14 protein-coding genes and 2 riboswitches are annotated in these 16,874 nt (G+C 65.8%); of the genes, 8 read left to right on the top strand and 6 right to left on the bottom strand.

All coding sequences use genetic code 11. From position 1 onward, the window contains the following. Positions 1-10: 10 nt before the first annotated feature. From HNO53_RS06730 to HNO53_RS06720, 3 genes are all read right to left on the bottom strand, one after another. The gene (locus HNO53_RS06730; protein ID WP_209477212.1) at positions 11-1,789 is read right to left on the bottom strand and encodes an acyl-CoA dehydrogenase; all 1,779 of its coding nucleotides are present in this window, start codon (positions 1,787-1,789) and stop codon (positions 11-13) included. Between the two features lie 156 nt (positions 1,790-1,945). Then, a complete protein-coding gene (locus HNO53_RS06725; RefSeq protein WP_209477210.1) occupies positions 1,946-3,364 on the bottom strand; it encodes an MFS transporter in 1,419 nt (472 codons plus the stop codon). Positions 3,365-3,596: 232 nt separating this feature from the next. Further along, complete coding sequence (locus tag HNO53_RS06720; protein ID WP_209477208.1) at positions 3,597-4,238, bottom strand: class I SAM-dependent methyltransferase; 642 nt, start codon at positions 4,236-4,238, stop codon at positions 3,597-3,599. 67 nt (positions 4,239-4,305) lie between these two features. On the opposite strand from HNO53_RS06720, the gene HNO53_RS06715 reads away from it, so the two are divergent. From HNO53_RS06715 to HNO53_RS06690, 6 genes are all read left to right on the top strand, one after another. Beyond that, on the top strand, positions 4,306-4,698 hold the full coding sequence (locus HNO53_RS06715) for a VOC family protein (RefSeq protein WP_209477207.1): 393 nt from the start codon (positions 4,306-4,308) through the stop codon (positions 4,696-4,698). A 67-nt stretch (positions 4,699-4,765) separates the two neighbouring features. Next, positions 4,766-5,140, top strand: a complete 375-nt coding sequence (locus tag HNO53_RS06710) for a DUF4870 family protein (protein ID WP_209477205.1) — start codon at positions 4,766-4,768, stop codon at positions 5,138-5,140. 4 nt (positions 5,141-5,144) lie between these two features. After that, positions 5,145-6,074 carry a lysophospholipid acyltransferase family protein gene (locus HNO53_RS06705; RefSeq protein WP_209477203.1) on the top strand — a complete coding sequence of 310 codons (930 nt, stop codon included), beginning with the start codon at positions 5,145-5,147 and terminating at the stop codon, positions 6,072-6,074. A gap of 55 nt (positions 6,075-6,129) precedes the next feature. Further along, a riboswitch (TPP riboswitch) is annotated at positions 6,130-6,263 on the top strand. A 75-nt stretch (positions 6,264-6,338) separates the two neighbouring features. Continuing rightward, positions 6,339-7,007 (top strand): thiaminase II, encoded by a 669-nt coding sequence (tenA, locus tag HNO53_RS06700; protein WP_209477201.1) that lies wholly within the window; start codon positions 6,339-6,341, stop codon positions 7,005-7,007. A 91-nt stretch (positions 7,008-7,098) separates the two neighbouring features. Beyond that, positions 7,099-7,217: riboswitch (TPP riboswitch) on the top strand. Positions 7,218-7,304: 87 nt separating this feature from the next. Beyond that, positions 7,305-9,194, top strand: a complete 1,890-nt coding sequence (thiC, locus tag HNO53_RS06695; RefSeq protein ID WP_209477199.1) for a phosphomethylpyrimidine synthase ThiC — start codon at positions 7,305-7,307, stop codon at positions 9,192-9,194. Positions 9,195-9,329: 135 nt separating this feature from the next. Then, positions 9,330-10,583: a PDDEXK family nuclease gene (locus HNO53_RS06690; RefSeq protein WP_209477197.1), complete on the top strand. Its 1,254-nt coding sequence runs from the start codon at positions 9,330-9,332 to the stop codon at positions 10,581-10,583. 65 nt (positions 10,584-10,648) lie between these two features. Here the strand turns inward: HNO53_RS06690 and HNO53_RS06685 are convergent, their stop codons facing one another. Beyond that, the gene (locus tag HNO53_RS06685; RefSeq protein ID WP_209477195.1) at positions 10,649-11,152 is read right to left on the bottom strand and encodes a porin family protein; all 504 of its coding nucleotides are present in this window, start codon (positions 11,150-11,152) and stop codon (positions 10,649-10,651) included. A gap of 111 nt (positions 11,153-11,263) precedes the next feature. Then, positions 11,264-12,193 carry an EamA family transporter gene (locus HNO53_RS06680; RefSeq protein ID WP_242597565.1) on the bottom strand — a complete coding sequence of 310 codons (930 nt, stop codon included), beginning with the start codon at positions 12,191-12,193 and terminating at the stop codon, positions 11,264-11,266. A gap of 162 nt (positions 12,194-12,355) precedes the next feature. Between HNO53_RS06680 and HNO53_RS06675 the strand changes: the two genes are divergently transcribed. Both HNO53_RS06675 and pta read left to right on the top strand, forming a co-directional pair. Beyond that, positions 12,356-13,534, top strand: a complete 1,179-nt coding sequence (locus tag HNO53_RS06675; protein ID WP_209477192.1) for an acetate/propionate family kinase — start codon at positions 12,356-12,358, stop codon at positions 13,532-13,534. Further along, positions 13,531-15,705: a phosphate acetyltransferase gene (pta, locus tag HNO53_RS06670; protein WP_209477190.1), complete on the top strand. Its 2,175-nt coding sequence runs from the start codon at positions 13,531-13,533 to the stop codon at positions 15,703-15,705. The genes HNO53_RS06675 and pta overlap by 4 nt, the downstream gene beginning before the upstream one ends. Here pta and thiO read toward each other — a convergent pair. Then, positions 15,631-16,815, bottom strand: coding sequence for a glycine oxidase ThiO (thiO, locus tag HNO53_RS06665; RefSeq protein WP_209477188.1), 1,185 nt, complete (start codon positions 16,813-16,815; stop codon positions 15,631-15,633). The genes pta and thiO overlap by 75 nt on opposite strands. Positions 16,816-16,874: the final 59 nt, after the last annotated feature.

The following is a 16,874-nucleotide window of genomic DNA, read 5'->3' as shown; positions in this document are numbered from 1 at the left end:
TGTCTTTGCTTCAGGAAGTGACGTTGAAGGCGGCCAGACTGGCCATCCCGGCCTCGATCACGCTGCGATTGGCGCGGCCCACCGGCAACCACTGGCGCAGAGCGAAATCGGCAGCCGCCAGCTTGGCTGGGTAGAACGGATCATCGCTACCACCCGCCAAGGCGACGCTGGCCTTGAGCGCGGCACGCCCCATCTGCCAGGCGCACAGCACATGGCCGGCCAGGCTGAGGAAGGGCGTGGCGTAGGCCTGGATGGCTTCCGCACCCCGCTCGGAATTACCGCCCTGTTCCAGGACGATGGCTATTGCGGCGCGCAGGTCGGCGGCACCAGCAGCCAGGCTGTCGCCCAATGCAGCCAGCTCGCCGCTCTCGCGCAGTTCGCTGACGGTGGCCTCGACCTCGTCGACCAGCCCGCTCAGCGCTGCCCCGCCGTCACGGGAGAGCTTGCGGCCGGCCAGGTCGAGGGCCTGGATACCGTTGGTACCTTCGTAGATCGGCGCGATACGGGCATCGCGCAGCAGTTGGGCAGCGCCGGTCTCTTCGATATAGCCCATACCACCGTGCACCTGCACGCCCAGCGAAGCGATGTCCACGGCCTGGTCGGTGGAGAACGCCTTGACCACCGGGATCAGCACGTCGACCCGCGCCTGGGCAGCCTCGCGCTCGGCGGCATCGGTCGCATGGCGGGCCACGTCGAGCTGGGCCGCACAGTAAAGCGCCAGCGCCCGCAACGCGTCGGTACGAGCGCGCATTGAAAGCAGCATGCGGCGTACGTCGAGGTGCTCGCTGATGGTGGCCTCGCTGCCACGCGCCTTGCCTTGCACGCGGTCGAGGGCGTAGGTGAAAGCGTGCTGGCAGGCGCGTTCGGCCACGCCGATGCCCTGCACGCCGACCTTGTGGCGGGCCTCGTTCATCATGGTGAACATGTGATTGAGGCCGCGCCCCTCCACGCCCACCAGGTAGCCGATGGCGCCGTCGCCCTCGCCGAAGCTGAGGGTGCAGGTGGGTGAGCCGTGGATGCCCAGCTTGTGCTCGATGGAGGCGCAGGTAACGTCGTTGCGCTCGCCCAGCGAGCCATCCTCGTTGACGAGGAACTTCGGCACCAGGAACAGCGAGATCCCCTTGTTGCCCTCGGGAGCATCGGGCTTGCGCGCCAGTACCAGGTGGATGATGTTCTCGCTGGCGTCGTGCTCGCCCCAGGTGATGAAGATCTTCTGGCCAAACAGGCGGTAGTGGCCACCTTCGGGAACGGCGCGGGTACGCACCTTGGAGAGATCGGAGCCGGCCTGGGGCTCGGTGAGGTTCATGGTGCCGGTCCAGCTGCCTTCGACCAGCCTGGGCAGGTAGATTTCCTTGAGCGCATCGCTGCCGTGGTGCGCCAGCGCCTCGATGGCCCCGGCGGTGAGCATCGGGCACAGCCCCAGCGCCATGTTGGCGCCGTGCAGCATCTCCTGCACGCTGCTCGCCACCACTTCGGGAAGCCCCTGCCCGCCCAATACTTGGGACACCCCGATGCCGTTCCAGCCGCCTTCGACATAGGCCTGATAGGCCTCGGCAAAACCGTCCGGCAGGGTCACGCCACCGTCTTCTCGGCGTACGCAGCCCTGACGATCGCCGCTGGCGTTGAGCGGCGCCCACACCTCTCCGGCCAGCTTGGCGGCTTCCTCCAGCACCGCCTCGACGAGGTCGGGGCTGGCCTCGTCGAAGCCAGGTAGCGCGAGCGAGCGATACTCGAGCAGCTCCTCGAGCACGAAGCGAAGATCACGAACGGGGGCGGCAAAAGGAAACATGGCACTACCTCAGGAAAATGATAACGACGATAGTAGATTCACTATTTTTCGTTAACCATTATCCCTAGGTCGCACCACAACGCAAAGCGCCCGATGCAGAACATCGGCGCTTGCGAGAGACGCCATCAGCGTGCAATCAGCCTGGGAGAAACCCCATCAGCGGCGGGAGTCGTCGGCGAGCGGCGCCGGCTCCTCTTCCTGCTCGGGCCGAGGCTCTTCCTCGTCTTCCCCATGGTAGAAGACGATATGCGGCTCATCAGGCGGCGGCGGACCGACTACGGGTTCGGCCACTTCCACATCGGGCACCAGATCGGAGAGATCCTCCATGTGCTCGTGCTCGATGGCGCCCTGGACCAGTTCCTCGGTCACGGTAAGCTCGGCACCCGCCGATGACATCGGCGTGCTGGGCGCGAAGGGCGCCACCGGCACCGGTGCCGGACGCACGCTGCGCCGCCAGGCGAAGAAGCCCACCAGGAACAGACCCAGTCCACCGAAGGCCCAGAACAACCCGGCGTCGCCAATCCACGCCATGGCCGGCGAGATCAGCGGCGGGCTCACCGTCGAACCAATGGCATTGATCAACAGCAGCCCCTGACTCATGCGCACCAGGGCACCGGCAGGGGCACGGTCGGCAGCATGGCTGACCGCCACCGGATAAAGCGCAAAGACACCGCCACCTAGCAGGAACAGCAGCGCGGCTAGCACCCAGGTGTTCAGCGGCAGCAGCAGCATGCCGGCGGAGATCAGGCTACAGAAGGCCCCGATCATGATCAGCACGATCTGGCGATCGTGGCGGTCGGACCAGCGCCCGATGGGATACTGCAGCAGCATGGCACCGAGCACCACCACCGCCATCATTTGACCGACTTGCGCCACCGTAAGACCGATGCGCTGGAGGTAGAGCGGCAGCAGCGTGTAGACGGCGGCCACCGCCAGGCCCGAGCCGAAACTGCCCATCACCCCGGTGGGAGTGAGCGTGATCAGGCGCATCGGCGACAGCGGCTCGGCATGATCGATCAACGGCGACACCCGGGGGATCATTGCCATCGGCAACACCGACAGCGATGCCAGCATGCCGATCACCATGAACGGCGCGGCCTCGCCCATGGCATCGGTAACACCGAGAAGCAGTTGGCCGAGGACACCGGCGGCATACAGCGAGATCATGTAGAGAGCGAGCAGCCTGCCGCGCACCTTCTGGTCGCCGGAGGTGAGCAGCCAGCTTTCGATGACCAGATAGACCCCCACGGTGGCCCAGCCGCCGATCATGCGTAAGCCGAACCAGGCCCAGGGGTCGAAGATCAGCGCCTGCAGCAGCACCGTGACCGCCACCAGCGAGGCGAAGCTGCCGTAGGCACGAATGTGGCCGATGCGCAGCAACAGCCGGTCGTTGAACATCGCGCCCAGTGCCAGGCCGATGAAATAGGCGGACGAGACCCAACCGATCACCACCGGTGACTCACCGGCCGCATCCAGGCGCAGGGTAATCAGGGTGGCCAGGAAGCCGTTACCGATGCCCAGAATGAAAAGACCCAGCAAGGGAGCCAGGGCCATGGCCAGCAGTTGGCGAGACATGCACGCGCCTCTCGACAGCAGATGAACAAAGGAAGAAAGATGACAGAAAATGGCATGGAACGCTGCCCACAGCCTCAGCGCGGCAGAGAAAAAAAGCTCCCATGCGCGATCGGGGCGGCGCGAATCATACGCCCGACAGCGCCGGTGTCAAATGCTTATTCCGGGCCGCTGTAACGAATCAGAAAAAAACGCCATAGCAGCCGCCAAAAACAGCAAAGCCTGCCAAAAACTCTCAGGCTCTACGCTTCTGAAGGAGCGCTACATCCGCGGCGGGAAACTCGACGCGCATGCCGAGCCGCTGCGCCAGCCATTCGAAGCTCGCCTCGCTGAAGAAGCACACGTGGGTAGGATCGAGAATGTAGTGCCAGCTGGCGAAGGCCGTCTCGTCGATCACGCGCTTGGTCATCAACCCGAGCCAGCCCCCTTCAGGCAGCATGGCCACCAGACGCTCGAGTTCACGCCCGGGCTCGAATAGATGTTCCACCACCTCGGTGGCGGTAATGAAGTCGTAGCGACGCTCGAGCACGGCGGGTTGCGGCGCGTAGAAGGGGTCGTAGATCGCCATCGGGTGGCCCGCCTCTTCGAACATCAGCGACAGCGTCGGACCGGGGCCGGCACCGAAGTCGAGCCCGCGGGCGCCCGGTGCCAAGCGGCTGCGCAGGGGCTCGAGCAGCCGCGCCAGGAAGCGACGATAGCCGGGGTCGTCTGGGTGGTTCTCGTGCTGATCGTAGACCGCTTTCTCCTGCTCGGGCGAAAGGCGCTGCTCCGGCGGCACGAACGCCAGCCCGCAGTTGCCACAGCGGTAGTAATCGCGCCTCGCGTCGCGATGAAAACGTCGCGAATCCACGGATGTGCATAGCGGGCAGGTCGGCATCGTCGTATCCTTTTGGGCCTGGCGAACCATAGCTTACAGAAACCGCATTACAACGAGGAGGCCGGCAATGCTGTCAGGTCTGGACCACCTGGTCATCACCGTGACCGACATTTCCCGTGCCGTGGACTTCTATTCCCGTGTGCTCGGGCTCGAGGTGCGCTATCGCGATCGCGAGCGAGTCGACCTGATGCTCGGCGACATCGCCCTGCGCCTGCACTGGACGGCCACCGATATCGAGCCGCGCGCCGCTACTCCGACGCCGGGCAGTCTCGATCTGTGCCTGCGTAGCCTGTTGCCCTTGGACGAGGTCCAGCGGCACCTGGCGGCGCTGGAGGTCGACGTGGAGCTTGGCCCGGTCACCCGCCAGGGCGCCAACGGACTCATCGAGTCGCTCTACCTGCGCGATCCCGACGGCAACCTGCTGGAGATCAGCCGCCCGCTGAAGGAGCCGCTCGAATAATCGCCTCCCTGGCAATGTCGCCCACGGCCGGTATCATTGTCGCAAACCAAGATCGACTGGATGCCTCATGAACGATAGTCCCGAGAGCCGCAGCGTCATCGATTCGGGTGGTACGCCCGATACCACCCTGCCCATTGTCGTCTATGCCCTGTTCCTGGCAGGCATCGTCACCGGCGGCCTGACCATGCTGATCGGCGTGGTGATCGCCTATGTCTATCGCGGCCAGGGCCCCCATTGGTTCGACGAGCACTACCGCTACCAGATTCGCACCTTCTGGCTCGCGGTGCTCTATTTCGCGATTTCCGGCCTGCTGATGCTGATACTGATCGGCTTCGTAACCTGGTTGGTGGTGATCGTCTGGCTGGTGTTTCGCTGCGTCAAGGGCATCAAGCGCCTGCAGGAGCACCGCGCTCCCGATAACGTGGATGCCTGGTTGATCTGAGTCCATGAGCGAGCCGCAGTCATCCACCGCCACACTGCAGGGCCGCGCCATCGCCACGCTGTGGCGCACCCTGGCCCGCCGTCGTCCCGCCATGCTCTGGCGGCTGGCCCGCACCGCTGGCCCGCTGGTCCACCGTTTCAGCCATCGCGAGCGCGAGGTCACTGAAACCAACCTCGCCGAGGTCTATCCCGACTGCAGTGACATCGAGCGCAAGCGCCTGGCCAAGGAGAGTCTGACCCACTCCACCGCCACCATGCTCGAACTCGGCTTCGCCTGGATGGGTGAACCGCAGCGGGTCGAACGTGCCATCCTGGAGGTCCATGGCCGCGAGCTGCTTGACGATGCGCGTGCCGAAGGGCGCGGCGTCATCGTCTTGGCCCCACACTTCGGCAACTGGGAGGTACTCAACTTCTGGCTCTCCAGTCACTTCCCCTTTACCGCCATGTACGAGCCCCCCAAGATCGCCGAACTCGACCCGGTGATCCGTCAGGGGCGCGAGCGCATGGGCGCCAGCCTGGTACCGACCAACCCGCGCGGCGTCGCCGCACTGCTCAAGGCGCTAAAGCGCAGTGAGGCCGTCGGTATCCTGCCGGACCAGGAGCCCGACTGGGGCAGCGGCGTATTCGCCCCCTTCTATCACCGCCTGGCCTACACCGCGACCCTGCTGCCCAAGCTGGTCGCACGCACCGATGCCAGGGTGGTCACCGGTGTGGCGCGACGCCTTCCCGGCCGGGGCTTCGCCATCCACTTCCTCGCCGCCGACGAGCGAGTCTACGCTGACGACGAGACGCAGTCGGCCACCGGCGTCAACGCCTGCGTGGAAGCCGCAATCGCCCTGGATCCGGCCCAATACCAGTGGGAGTACAAGCGTTACCGCAAAGTGATCGAGGAGCAGCTGGGCGTGCCAAATCACAAGCGTTACCGCCTCTATTGAAGACGCATTTCGCTGCGGTGACTGGCAAGACGGCATCATCCTGCTAGACTGGCCACAACGCTTGACGGGGTGCCGGTGGAACCGGCTGAGATCGCCATACGACATGTCTGCTGCAGATGCGTCGTCACGGCGGGGCCCGTTGAACCTGATCCGGCTCGTACCGGCGTAGGAATCAAGCGGTGGCCAGGTACCAGCACTCCCTTATCTGCCCTGCCCACTCTCCTTTCGCCCACGCTCCGGATCCGCTTTACCACCGGAGGCAAGATGGGCTATCGCTTCACCGACCTGACCGACGCCTGCCACGACGACTGGCGCGCCTATGTCGAGCACGACTTCGTGCGCGACCTGGGTAACGGCACCCTGGAAGAAGACGCCTTCCGCCACTACTTGCAGCAGGACTACCTGTTCCTGATCCACTTCGCACGCGCCTACGCGCTGGCCGCCTACAAGAGCCGCACCCTGGCCGACCTGCGCCAGGCCCATGAGGGGCTCAAGGCCATCCTCGACGTGGAGCTCGGTCTTCATGTCGGTTTTTGCCGCGAGTGGGACATCTCCGAGGCGCAGCTGGCCGCGCTGCCCGAGGCGCGGGCCACCATGGCCTATACCCGATACGTGCTGGATACCGGCAACCGCGGCGACCTGCTCGATCTTCATGTTGCGCTGGCCCCCTGCCTGGTGGGTTACGGCGAGATCGCCAACTGGCTCAACGCCCAGGACGCGACCGTACGCGGCAACGCCAACCCCTATGACGCCTGGATCGCCATGTACGAGGGCGAGGAGTTCCAGGACGCCATGCGTGCCGAGCTCGAATGGCTCGATGCACGCCTGGCCGACGTCACTCCGGCGCGCTTCGGCGAGCTCGTCGAGGTGTTCCGCGATGCCACCCGGCTCGAGATCGATTTCTGGCAGATGGGGCTGGATCGGGCGCTTTGATCGCCCCCTGGCCCCATCGCCATCCACCCGCTGGTTCTGGTCAGCCCAGTGGGTCCCAGTAGGCTGGTGATCGTGCGATCACCCGACCACCAAACGCTTGACGGGGTGCCGTTGAAGACGGCTGAGATCATGCGACGCACGCGTCCGAGCATGGATCCCGTTGAACCTGAACTGGCTAGGACCAGCGTAGGGATCAAGCGACATGCAGGCTCGGCAAGACCGGACTCCCTGCCCCTGTCACTTCCCACCTGTCCTCCCTGACACCCTGAAACGCGTTACCCCTAGGGAGAACAAACGATGAGCAAGACCGCCCATTTTCTCGCCGAGACCGCCAAGGTCGACGAGGCCGCCGTCCAGCCGCTGCCCGGCTCACGCAAGATCTACGTCGAGGGCTCGCGTCCCGACATCCGCGTGCCCTTCCGCGAGATCTCGCTGTCGCCGACCAAGACCTCCGGTGCCGACGAAGAAAACCCGCCGCTGCTGGTCTACGATACCTCCGGCCCCTATACCGACCCACGTGCCGACATCGACCTGCGTCGCGGCCTTCCCGAGCTGCGCCGCGCCTGGATCGAGGAACGCGGTGATACGGAGTTCCTCGACGGCCCGACCAGCGAGTACGGCCAGCGCCGTGCCAGCGACCCCATGCTCGCCCCACTGCGCTTCGACCTGACCCGCACACCGCGCCGCGCGAAGGAAGGCAAGAACGTCACCCAGTTGCACTACGCGCGCCAGGGCATCGTCACGCCGGAGATGGAGTTCATCGCCATCCGTGAAAATCAGCGCAGGCAAGCCTTGGGCACAGCGGAGGTCGAGCGCATCCTGGGTCACCAGCATGCCGGTCAGGGCTTCGGCGCCAAGCTGCCCGAGGAAATCACCCCGGAATTCGTGCGCCAGGAAGTGGCCGCGGGCCGTGCCATCATCCCCTGCAATATCAACCACCCCGAGTCCGAGCCGATGATCATCGGCCGCAACTTCCTGGTGAAGATCAACGGCAATCTGGGCAACTCGGCGGTGACCTCCTCCATCGAAGAGGAGGTCGACAAGATGACCTGGGGCATCCGCTGGGGCGCCGACACCATCATGGATCTCTCCACCGGGCAGAACATCCACGAGACCCGCGAGTGGATCATCCGCAACGCCCCGGTGCCGATCGGCACGGTACCGATCTATCAGGCCCTGGAGAAGGTCAACGGCGTGGCCGAGAATCTCACCTGGGAGGTTTTCCGCGACACCCTGATCGAACAGGCCGAACAGGGCGTGGACTACTTCACCATCCACGCCGGCGTGCTGCTGCGCTACGTGCCGCTGACCGCCAAGCGCGTCACCGGCATCGTCTCCCGCGGCGGCTCGATCATGGCCAAGTGGTGCCTGTTCCACCATCAGGAGAGCTTCCTCTACACCCACTTCGAGGAGATCTGCGAGATCTGCAAGCGCTACGACGTCGCCTTCTCGCTGGGTGACGGCCTGCGCCCCGGCTCGGTGGCCGATGCCAATGACGAGGCGCAGATGGCCGAGCTCAAGACCCTGGGCGAGCTGACCCGCATCGCCTGGAAGCACGACGTACAGGTGATGATCGAGGGACCTGGTCACGTGCCCATGCACCTGGTCAAGGAGAACATGGACAAGCAGCTCGAGTACTGCGACGAGGCCCCTTTCTACACCCTCGGCCCGCTGGTCACCGACATCGCCCCGGGCTACGACCACATCACCTCCGGCATCGGCGCGGCGATGATCGGCTGGTACGGCTGCGCCATGCTGTGCTACGTCACGCCCAAGGAGCACCTCGGCCTGCCCAACAAGGACGACGTCAAGACCGGCATCATTACCTACAAGATTGCCGCCCACGCCGCCGACCTGGCCAAGGGCCACCCGGCCGCCCAGCGCCGCGACAACGCGCTGTCCAAGGCGCGCTTCGAGTTCCGCTGGGAAGATCAGTTCAACCTCGGCCTCGACCCGGATACCGCCCGCGAGTACCACGACGAGACCCTGCCCAAGGACTCGGCCAAGGTGGCCCACTTTTGCTCCATGTGCGGGCCTAAGTTCTGCTCCATGAAGATCACCCAGGAGGTGCGCGACTACGCCGCCGAGCACGGCCTGGACGGCGATGCCGAGGCGGTGATGCAGGGCATGGAGGAGCAGGCGGAGAAATTCCGCCAACAAGGCGCCGAACTCTACAAGGAGGTGTAAGCACCGCGATGCCGTCGCAGGACCATCACGCCGGCCACGGGCCGGCGTGTTTTTTTGTCGCCACAGGCGACAGCATGGAACGCTGGGATGTAGCCTGTAGGAATCGCAAGGACCAAGTGCGGAGGGAGCAAGCCCATGCCACACCTTCACGTCGCGCTGGTGACCGAGCGCCCAGAGGTCAGCCTGATACCGATTCTGCAGCTTCGCCCACAGCGAGTCGTGTTGGTGCCCTGCCAATCCCCTCCTCAGGCAACCGAGCGACTGGCGATCCTGCTGCGTCACGAGCTGCCCGCCGAGACCGTGATCGAGACACATCCTCGCCTGCCCGCCGACGAACCCGACCGCTGCGCCTGCTACGCCGGCGAACTGGCCGAGACCCTATATCGACAGCAGCTCGACACCCCCAGCCTCTCGGTGACCCTGGATGCAGGTGGCTGCAGTACGCTTGTCGCCTTGCTGTTTCAACAGGCCATGCGGCGCTGCTCCGCCGACTGGCTGTATGTGGACGTTCCCACCGGGGCGCTCTATCGCATGGCCTTCGAAACCTCGGCCTCCGCTCCCGACGTCACAGCCATCGAACCGGTGCTGGACGTCGACCGCTATCTGCTGGCCAACGGGCGCAAGCGAGTCCGGTCACTCTCCGATAGCGAGGAGTGGCGCCAGGCCTGCCTGCAGCGCAAGTCCCTGACGCGTTATCTTGCGCATCATGCCGATCGCCTGGCCGTCCTGCTCGGTGAGCTGCACGATATGGTGCATGGCGAGGGCGGGGTGTTGGCGAAGCCAGACCCGCATGCGCCACCTCGGCTTAGGCCCGGAGCGGATAATCAGCGCTTGCATGCCACCCCTCGCTTCCCGGCCACCGATGCCTTGACCGCGCTGAACGAAGCCGGCCTGCTCGAATGGGACAATCAAGCTCCCTGCCAGCTCTCCGTTACTTCGCTTGAAGGCGCTGATTACCTTGGGGGGGGCTGGCTCACGGAATACGTGTGGCTCTGCGCTCATGAAGCGCGGCTCTCCAGGGTTTGCAGCGGCGCCCATCTTCTCGACCTGAACGTCGATCGCAACGACAGGCCGGTGATACCCAATTGCCTGGCGGTCGAGCGCAATCAGCTACTATTCGTCGAAAGCCTCATCGCCCGCCCTGGCGCGGAGACCTGCCTGGAACAGGGCTTGAAGCGGCTACACGAAATGCTAAATCACTCGGCGGGGCTCACCGCCACGCGAGTGCTTCTGGCCTGTGGGGAATTCGACAAGGCCAGACAGCGGCTTACCGAGCTGCAGCGTCTGCAGGGCCTTCAGGTCGAGGTCGTGGAAAATGCAGACCTCAAACACCTGCCCAGGCTGCTGGCGAGCTGGAAGGAGAATGGAGAGTGGCCCGGGGCTGATTGAGCCGCTAACGAAATGGCCCCCATGGCATCTCATGGGGGCCAAGCTGTCGCCATGCCGAGGCCGCCTCAGAAGCGGTAGCGAACCCCGATGCTGGCGGCATCGAAGGTGTAGGCAGACTCGTCCAGGTAGCGCATGTAGTCGGCGCCAACGGCCAGGTTGGGCGCCACATCGAATTCGGCGCCACCACCGTACGAGAAACCGCTCTCGCTGTCGGCGTCGAAATCCACCTCGGTGAAGCCCGCCAGGCCGTAGAGGCGGAACTCCTGTGAAACCGGCAGGATGCCCTTGGCGTAGGCACCAACGAGATACTCCAGATCGACCGCACCGTCGGAGCCGCCAGTGCCGAGGTGAGCCTCGGCGGCGAGATAGTCGTTGAACTTCATCCCGCCATTGACGCGCAGCCCCACGGAATCCGCCGAAGAGCCCCGGTCGGGATCGAGCTCCCAGAACATGGCATCGGCGCCGGCATAGGTTTGAGGGTACATCGGCATCTGATACTGCTGGGCCTGGGCCGTGGCAGCGAAGGCAACGGCCAGCACCGCAGCGCTGGAAACGGCAAGCGCTTTCATATCGCACCTCCATTAAGAAACAGTGTTTCCATACACCGGCTTTCAGTCTGGTACAGAGTCCGGGAGCGTGCAAGACGAATCGACGCGTGGTGAGACAGGCAGCAAGCAGGCTCAGCGCGGCGACAGGCTCAACACCACGATGCCCCCGAGCACGATCGCTCCGCCGACCAGCTGCGTGGCCGAGAGCATCTGCCCCAGCACCAGATAGCCCAGCAGCAGCGAAGCCACCGGCTCCACGTTCATCACCGGCGCGTTGCGTGCCATTTCCAGTCGCGGCACGCTGATGAACAGCACCGAGAAGGCCACGCTGTAAAGCAGCGCCAACGCCACCAGCGCTCCCCAGCCGGTGCTGCTGGCCGGCAGTGCCATGCCGCCCGGTACCAGCTGCAGGGTGCCGGCCACGATCATCACGACGAAGACCGTGAGCATGGTCAACAGGCTGCGCAGGGTGCTGCCCACCTCGCCCAGATGGTGCTCCGTGATCCACAGGGCGCAGGAAAAAGCCGCTGCCGCCCCTAGCCCGAAAGCCACGCCGGGCAACCAATCAGGCCCGAGCGCTTCAGGCGAAGCCAGCCAGGCGGGCACGTCCAGCACCACCACCAGCCCGACCAGGATCGCCGCCATGATGAGCGCAGCGCGCAGCGTCGGGCGCGGGCCTCCCAGCGCCCAGGTCAACAGTGCCAGTTGTATGGGAAAGGTATTCATCAACAGCAGCGCCACGACGACCGGGATCCGCGCCACCGCCGAATAGAGACACAGGCTCTGAATGGCCACCATCAGCCCCGCCAGCAGTTGCCAGCGACCCGCGTCGTTCGGGAAGGCGAAGCGCTTGCGCTGCAGGAGGAACAGCACTGCCAGCACGCTGAGCGCCACGGCGGAACGCACCAGTACGGCGAGCAACAGTCCGGTACCCTCATCGAAGGCCAGGCGGGCCGCAACATGGTTGCCGGCGAACAGAGTGGCGACTGAGGCCAGCAGGAGAACGGCGAGATGGCGCGGCAGCAGCGCAGCGGCACCAAGCGTCGCGGTGTCGGTCGTCATGGTGGTTTCCAGCGGTAGAGACGCCCTCAGCATGCCAGCATTTTCGATAGACTGCTAACAAACTTCCTGCTTGACCTGGAGCAGGGCCGGTGGCGACGCCAGGATGATAGACTAAAGTCTTAAGTCTATCCTGCCACTACACTCATCTCCCGCGGAGTCTCGATGAACGCCTCGGTCCTGGTCATCAATTGTGGTTCGTCGTCGATCAAATATGCCTTGGTGCCGTCCGCGCCGGGGCAGCCACGTCTGGCCGGGCTGGCCGAGCGACTGGGCAGCAGCGACGCCCGGCTCAAGGGCATCGACAGCCGCGGAGATGCCTTCTCCCAGGCACTCGGGGATGCCGACCACACCCGGGCATTGGAAGCCATTCTCCATCGCCTGGAGGGACAGCGGCCGATCGCGGTGGGGCATCGTATCGTGCACGGCGGCGAGCACTTTACCCGCGCCGCCCTGATCGACGACGACGTGGTCGCCGCCATCGAGCGGACGGCGGCGCTGGCCCCGCTGCACAATCCTGCCAACCTGGCAGGCGTCAAGGCCACGCGCCGGCTGTTCCCCGGTCTGCCCCAGGTGGCGGTGTTCGATACCGCCTTTCACCAGACGCTGCCACCACGGGCCTACCGCTACGCCCTGCCAGAGGCGCTCTACCACGATCATGGCATCCGCCGCTACGGCTTCCACGGCACCAGTCACGCCTACGTCAGTCAACGTGCCGACACGCTGAGCGGGCTGGAGGGCGGCGGCTGGCTCACTGCCCACCTGGGCAACGGGTGCTCGACCTGCGCCATCTGGCAAGGCCAGAGCTTCGACACCAGCATGGGACTGACCCCGCTGGAGGGCGTGGCAATGGGTACCCGCAGCGGCGACGTAGATCCCGGCCTGCATGCGCACCTGGCGCGGCAGTTGGGCTGGCCGCTCGAGCGCATCGACGAGGTGCTCAACCGTGAAAGCGGCCTGCTGGGGCTCTCGGGTCTGACCAACGACATGCGCGAGCTGGAGGCGGCCGAGGCGCATGGACATCCCGGCGCGGCACTGGCCATCGAGGTGTTCTGCTACCGCATCGCCAAATCGCTGGCGGCCCTCTCCTGCGCCCTGCCCCGCCTCGACGGTCTGGTGTTCACCGGCGGCATCGGCGAGAACTCGGCCCGCGTTCGTGAACGGGTGATTTCGCTGCTGCCGCACTTCGGCCTGCAGCTCAATCGCACCGTGAACAGCGAGACGATCCGCGGACGCGAGGGCCGCATCGACGCCGGTGGCCGCCAGCTGTGGGTCATTCCCACCGACGAAGAGGGACAGATCGCCACCGAAACCCGCCAGCAACTGCAAGAGGCCAGCGCATGACGCCGCACGATGCACGCCCGACAACCCAGGTCCTGCTGATGGTGCCGACCGGCGTCGGCGTCGGCCTGACCTCGGCCAGCCTCGGCCTGATGCAGGCCCTCGATACCATCGGCCTCAAGACCGGCTTCTTCAAGCCGTTCCGCCAGGACGAGCTCAACGGCCCCGGCCCCGACCGCTCCACCGCTCTGGTCGGCAGCACCCTCAGACTGCGCCCACCGGCCCCCATCCCCCAGCCCGACATGGAGCGGCTGTTACGCCAGGATCGCCTCGACGTGCTGATGGAGCAGGTCATCGAGCTGTTCGACGAAGCAGCAAGCAGCCACGACGGAGGCGCACCGGACCTGATCGTGGTGGAGGGGGTGGTGCCTACCGCCCATGGCACCTACGCGACCCAGCTCAACACCCAACTGGCGCATGCCCTCAATGCACGGATCGTTCTGGTCGGCAGCGGCGATGCCGCGGCTCCCGAGGCCTTGGCCGAACAGCTCGACCTGCATGCCCGAGCCTTCGGCGGCGTCGGTTCGGCTCGCACCCTGGGCTGCATTCTGATGCGCATGCAGAACCTGCCCGGTGCCGAGGAACCGGCGCTCGCGCCTGGGACCAGCAGCGTCATCCTCGACGATGCCTTTCTCACCGAGCTGCGCCGTCACTCGCCGGCGCTGGCCACCGACCGCTTTCATCTGATCGGCGTGGTGCCTTACAACCCGGCCCTGACCGCGCCGCGGGTGGTCGACGTGGCCAGGGCGCTCGGTGCGCGCTTTCTCAACGAGGGCGAAGCCGCCCATCGCCGGGTGCTCTCCACCAGCCTGTGCGCTCGCAGCGCCGCCAATGCACTGCATGTCTTCCGTCCGGGGAGCCTGATCGTCACCTCCGGCGACCGCGACGACATCGTGCTGGCCTCGGCGCTTGCCACCATGAACGGCGTACCTATGGCTGGCGTACTGCTGACCAACGGCTTCATGCCCAACGACAACATGATCGAGATGTGCCGTCCGGCGCTGAAGACCGGCATGCCGGTGCTGGCGGTGGATACCGACAGCTTTACCACGGCCAAGAACCTGGGCCGGATGGGTAACGACATTCCCATGGACGACCTGGAGCGTGCCGAACAGGTAACGCGTTTCGTTGCTGGTCACCTGGACCTGCAGTGGCTCAAGGACCATCTCAGTCGCGGCTTTACCCGGCGGCTGTCACCCTCGGCGTTTCGCCATCAACTGGTCAAGCTGGCCCAACGCGCCAACCGACGCATTATCCTGCCCGAGGGAAGCGAGCCGCGTACCGTGGAGGCCGCAGCCATTTGCCAGCGTCGCGGCATCGCCGATTGTGTGCTGCTGGCCCGCCGTGAGGAGGTCGAGGAGGTGGCGCGCAACCGTGGTATCGAACTGCCGGAGGGGCTCGAGATCCTCGATCCCGAGCGGATCCGCCACCGCTACGTGGCGCCGATGGTGGAACGCCGCCGCGGCAAGGTGAATGAGCTGACGGCCGAAGACCAGCTGCAGGACAATGTGGTACTGGGCACCATGATGCTACAACTCGACGAGGTCGACGGGCTGGTGTCGGGCGCCATCCATACCACCGCCAATACCGTGCGTCCCGCCTTCCAGTTGATCAAGACGGCACCCGGCTATCGCCAGGTATCATCGATCTTCTTCATGCTGCTGCCGGAGCAAGTGGTGGTCTATGGCGACTGCGCGGTGAATCCCGACCCGGACGCCGAAGCGCTGGCCGAGATCGCCATCCAGAGCGCGCGTTCCGCCCAGGCCTTCGGGATCGAGCCGCGGGTGGCCATGATCAGCTATTCCACTGGCGAATCGGGCAGCGGCGCCGACGTCGACAAGGTGCGCCAGGCCACACGGCTGGCCCGCGAGATGGCGCCGGACCTGCTGATCGACGGCCCGTTGCAGTACGACGCCGCGGCGATCGAGAGCGTGGGGCGACAGAAGGCACCCGACTCCCCGGTGGCCGGGCGCGCCACGGTGTTCGTCTTCCCCGACCTCAACACCGGCAACACCACCTACAAGGCGGTACAGCGCAGCGCCCGAGTGGTCAGCGTGGGCCCGATGCTGCAGGGGCTCAACAAGCCGGTCAACGACCTCTCACGCGGGGCGCTGGTCGACGATATCGTCTACACCATCGCCCTGACGGCGATCCAGGCTGCCCAGCGCAGCTGAGCGTACCCGGCGACGGTCGGTCCGATACGGCGTGGGATCGATGACCGGCTCTCTCGCCAGCAGCAGGTCGACCAGCAGTCGGGTTGCCGCCGGCGCCAATACCAGGCCGTTACGGTAGTGCCCGGCATTGAGGTAGAGCCCCTCGATGCCGGGTACGGCACCGATGAAGGGGATGCCGTCAGGCGCGCCCGGGCGCAGCCCGGCCCAGTGGTGTTCGACCTCGCACTCGGCCAGCCTCGGCAGCATGGCGACGGCACTCTGCCACAAGGACTCGCGCGCCTCCGCGGTGGTGCGCTTGTCGAAATCGGTCTGTTCCAGGGTGGAACCGACCAGCACCCGCCCGTCGCCGCGCGGGATCAGGTAGCGCCCGTCGGCCAGCACCACCCGCTCGAGCAGTTGGCGGCCACCGGGCATCGGCGGCGTGGAGAAGAGCATCATCTGACCCTTGACCGGTCGCACCGGCAGCGCCACGCCATGCTCGGCCAGCAGCACACCGCTCCAGGCACCACCGCAGAGGATCACATGCCCGGCAGCGAGGCGCCCTTGCGCAGTCTCCACACCACAGGCGCGTCCCCGCTCGACGACGAGGCGCTCCACCGCGGTATTCTCCACCAGGGTCGCGCGGGGCAACGCCTCCAGCCGGGCACGCAGCGCCCGGCACAGCCGCGGATTGCGCACGCTGCCCAGGGTCGGCATCCACAGGCCTTCGCTCACCCCCTCGCAGAGCCAGGGCTCACGCGCATAGATGAAGGAGGCATCCACCTTCTCCAGCGGCCAACCCTGGCGTTGCGCCCAGGCGGAAGCTCGCTCGGCGTCGTCCACCCGCAGGTAGAGCAGCCCTTTCTGGCGGTACTCGATATCGATGCCGGTGGACTCGAGCAGCCTTTCGGCCAGTTCGGCGTAGCGGTGCGTGGCACCCTGGGCAAGCTGGGATACGGGCTCGCTGTAGCGCCACGGGTAGAGTGGCGAGACAATGCCGCCGCCCGCCCAGGAAGCCTCCTGGCCGCAGCGGCCCCGCTCCACCAGGGTCACGCCGTGGCCGGCCTCGGCCAGTTGGCAGGCGGTCAGCATGCCGATGACCCCGCCGCCTATGATCATAAAGTCGTTCACGCAATGCTCCGATTCATGCCCGCGATGAGGGGCGTCCAGCGTCGAGCACGACTGCGCCC

It is taken from the genome of Billgrantia antri, from assembly GCF_017868935.1.
Taxonomy (GTDB): domain Bacteria; phylum Pseudomonadota; class Gammaproteobacteria; order Pseudomonadales; family Halomonadaceae; genus Halomonas; species Halomonas antri.
Note: the sequence above shows the minus strand (reverse complement) of the source record. Positions and strands in the feature narration are given on the sequence as shown.

What these genes read in the sequence shown, in the direction of transcription:
- HNO53_RS06730 (WP_209477212.1), bottom strand. Translation starts at nt 1,789, where the DNA reads ATGTTTCCTTTTGCCGCCCCCGTTCGTGATCTTCGCTTCGTGCTCGAG.
- HNO53_RS06725 (WP_209477210.1), bottom strand. Translation starts at nt 3,364, where the DNA reads ATGTCTCGCCAACTGCTGGCCATGGCCCTGGCTCCCTTGCTGGGTCTT.
- HNO53_RS06720 (WP_209477208.1), bottom strand. Translation starts at nt 4,238, where the DNA reads ATGCCGACCTGCCCGCTATGCACATCCGTGGATTCGCGACGTTTTCAT.
- HNO53_RS06715 (WP_209477207.1), top strand. Translation starts at nt 4,306, where the DNA reads ATGCTGTCAGGTCTGGACCACCTGGTCATCACCGTGACCGACATTTCC.
- HNO53_RS06710 (WP_209477205.1), top strand. Translation starts at nt 4,766, where the DNA reads ATGAACGATAGTCCCGAGAGCCGCAGCGTCATCGATTCGGGTGGTACG.
- HNO53_RS06705 (WP_209477203.1), top strand. Translation starts at nt 5,145, where the DNA reads ATGAGCGAGCCGCAGTCATCCACCGCCACACTGCAGGGCCGCGCCATC.
- tenA (WP_209477201.1), top strand. Translation starts at nt 6,339, where the DNA reads ATGGGCTATCGCTTCACCGACCTGACCGACGCCTGCCACGACGACTGG.
- thiC (WP_209477199.1), top strand. Translation starts at nt 7,305, where the DNA reads ATGAGCAAGACCGCCCATTTTCTCGCCGAGACCGCCAAGGTCGACGAG.
- HNO53_RS06690 (WP_209477197.1), top strand. Translation starts at nt 9,330, where the DNA reads ATGCCACACCTTCACGTCGCGCTGGTGACCGAGCGCCCAGAGGTCAGC.
- HNO53_RS06685 (WP_209477195.1), bottom strand. Translation starts at nt 11,152, where the DNA reads ATGAAAGCGCTTGCCGTTTCCAGCGCTGCGGTGCTGGCCGTTGCCTTC.
- HNO53_RS06680 (WP_242597565.1), bottom strand. Translation starts at nt 12,193, where the DNA reads ATGACGACCGACACCGCGACGCTTGGTGCCGCTGCGCTGCTGCCGCGC.
- HNO53_RS06675 (WP_209477192.1), top strand. Translation starts at nt 12,356, where the DNA reads ATGAACGCCTCGGTCCTGGTCATCAATTGTGGTTCGTCGTCGATCAAA.
- pta (WP_209477190.1), top strand. Translation starts at nt 13,531, where the DNA reads ATGACGCCGCACGATGCACGCCCGACAACCCAGGTCCTGCTGATGGTG.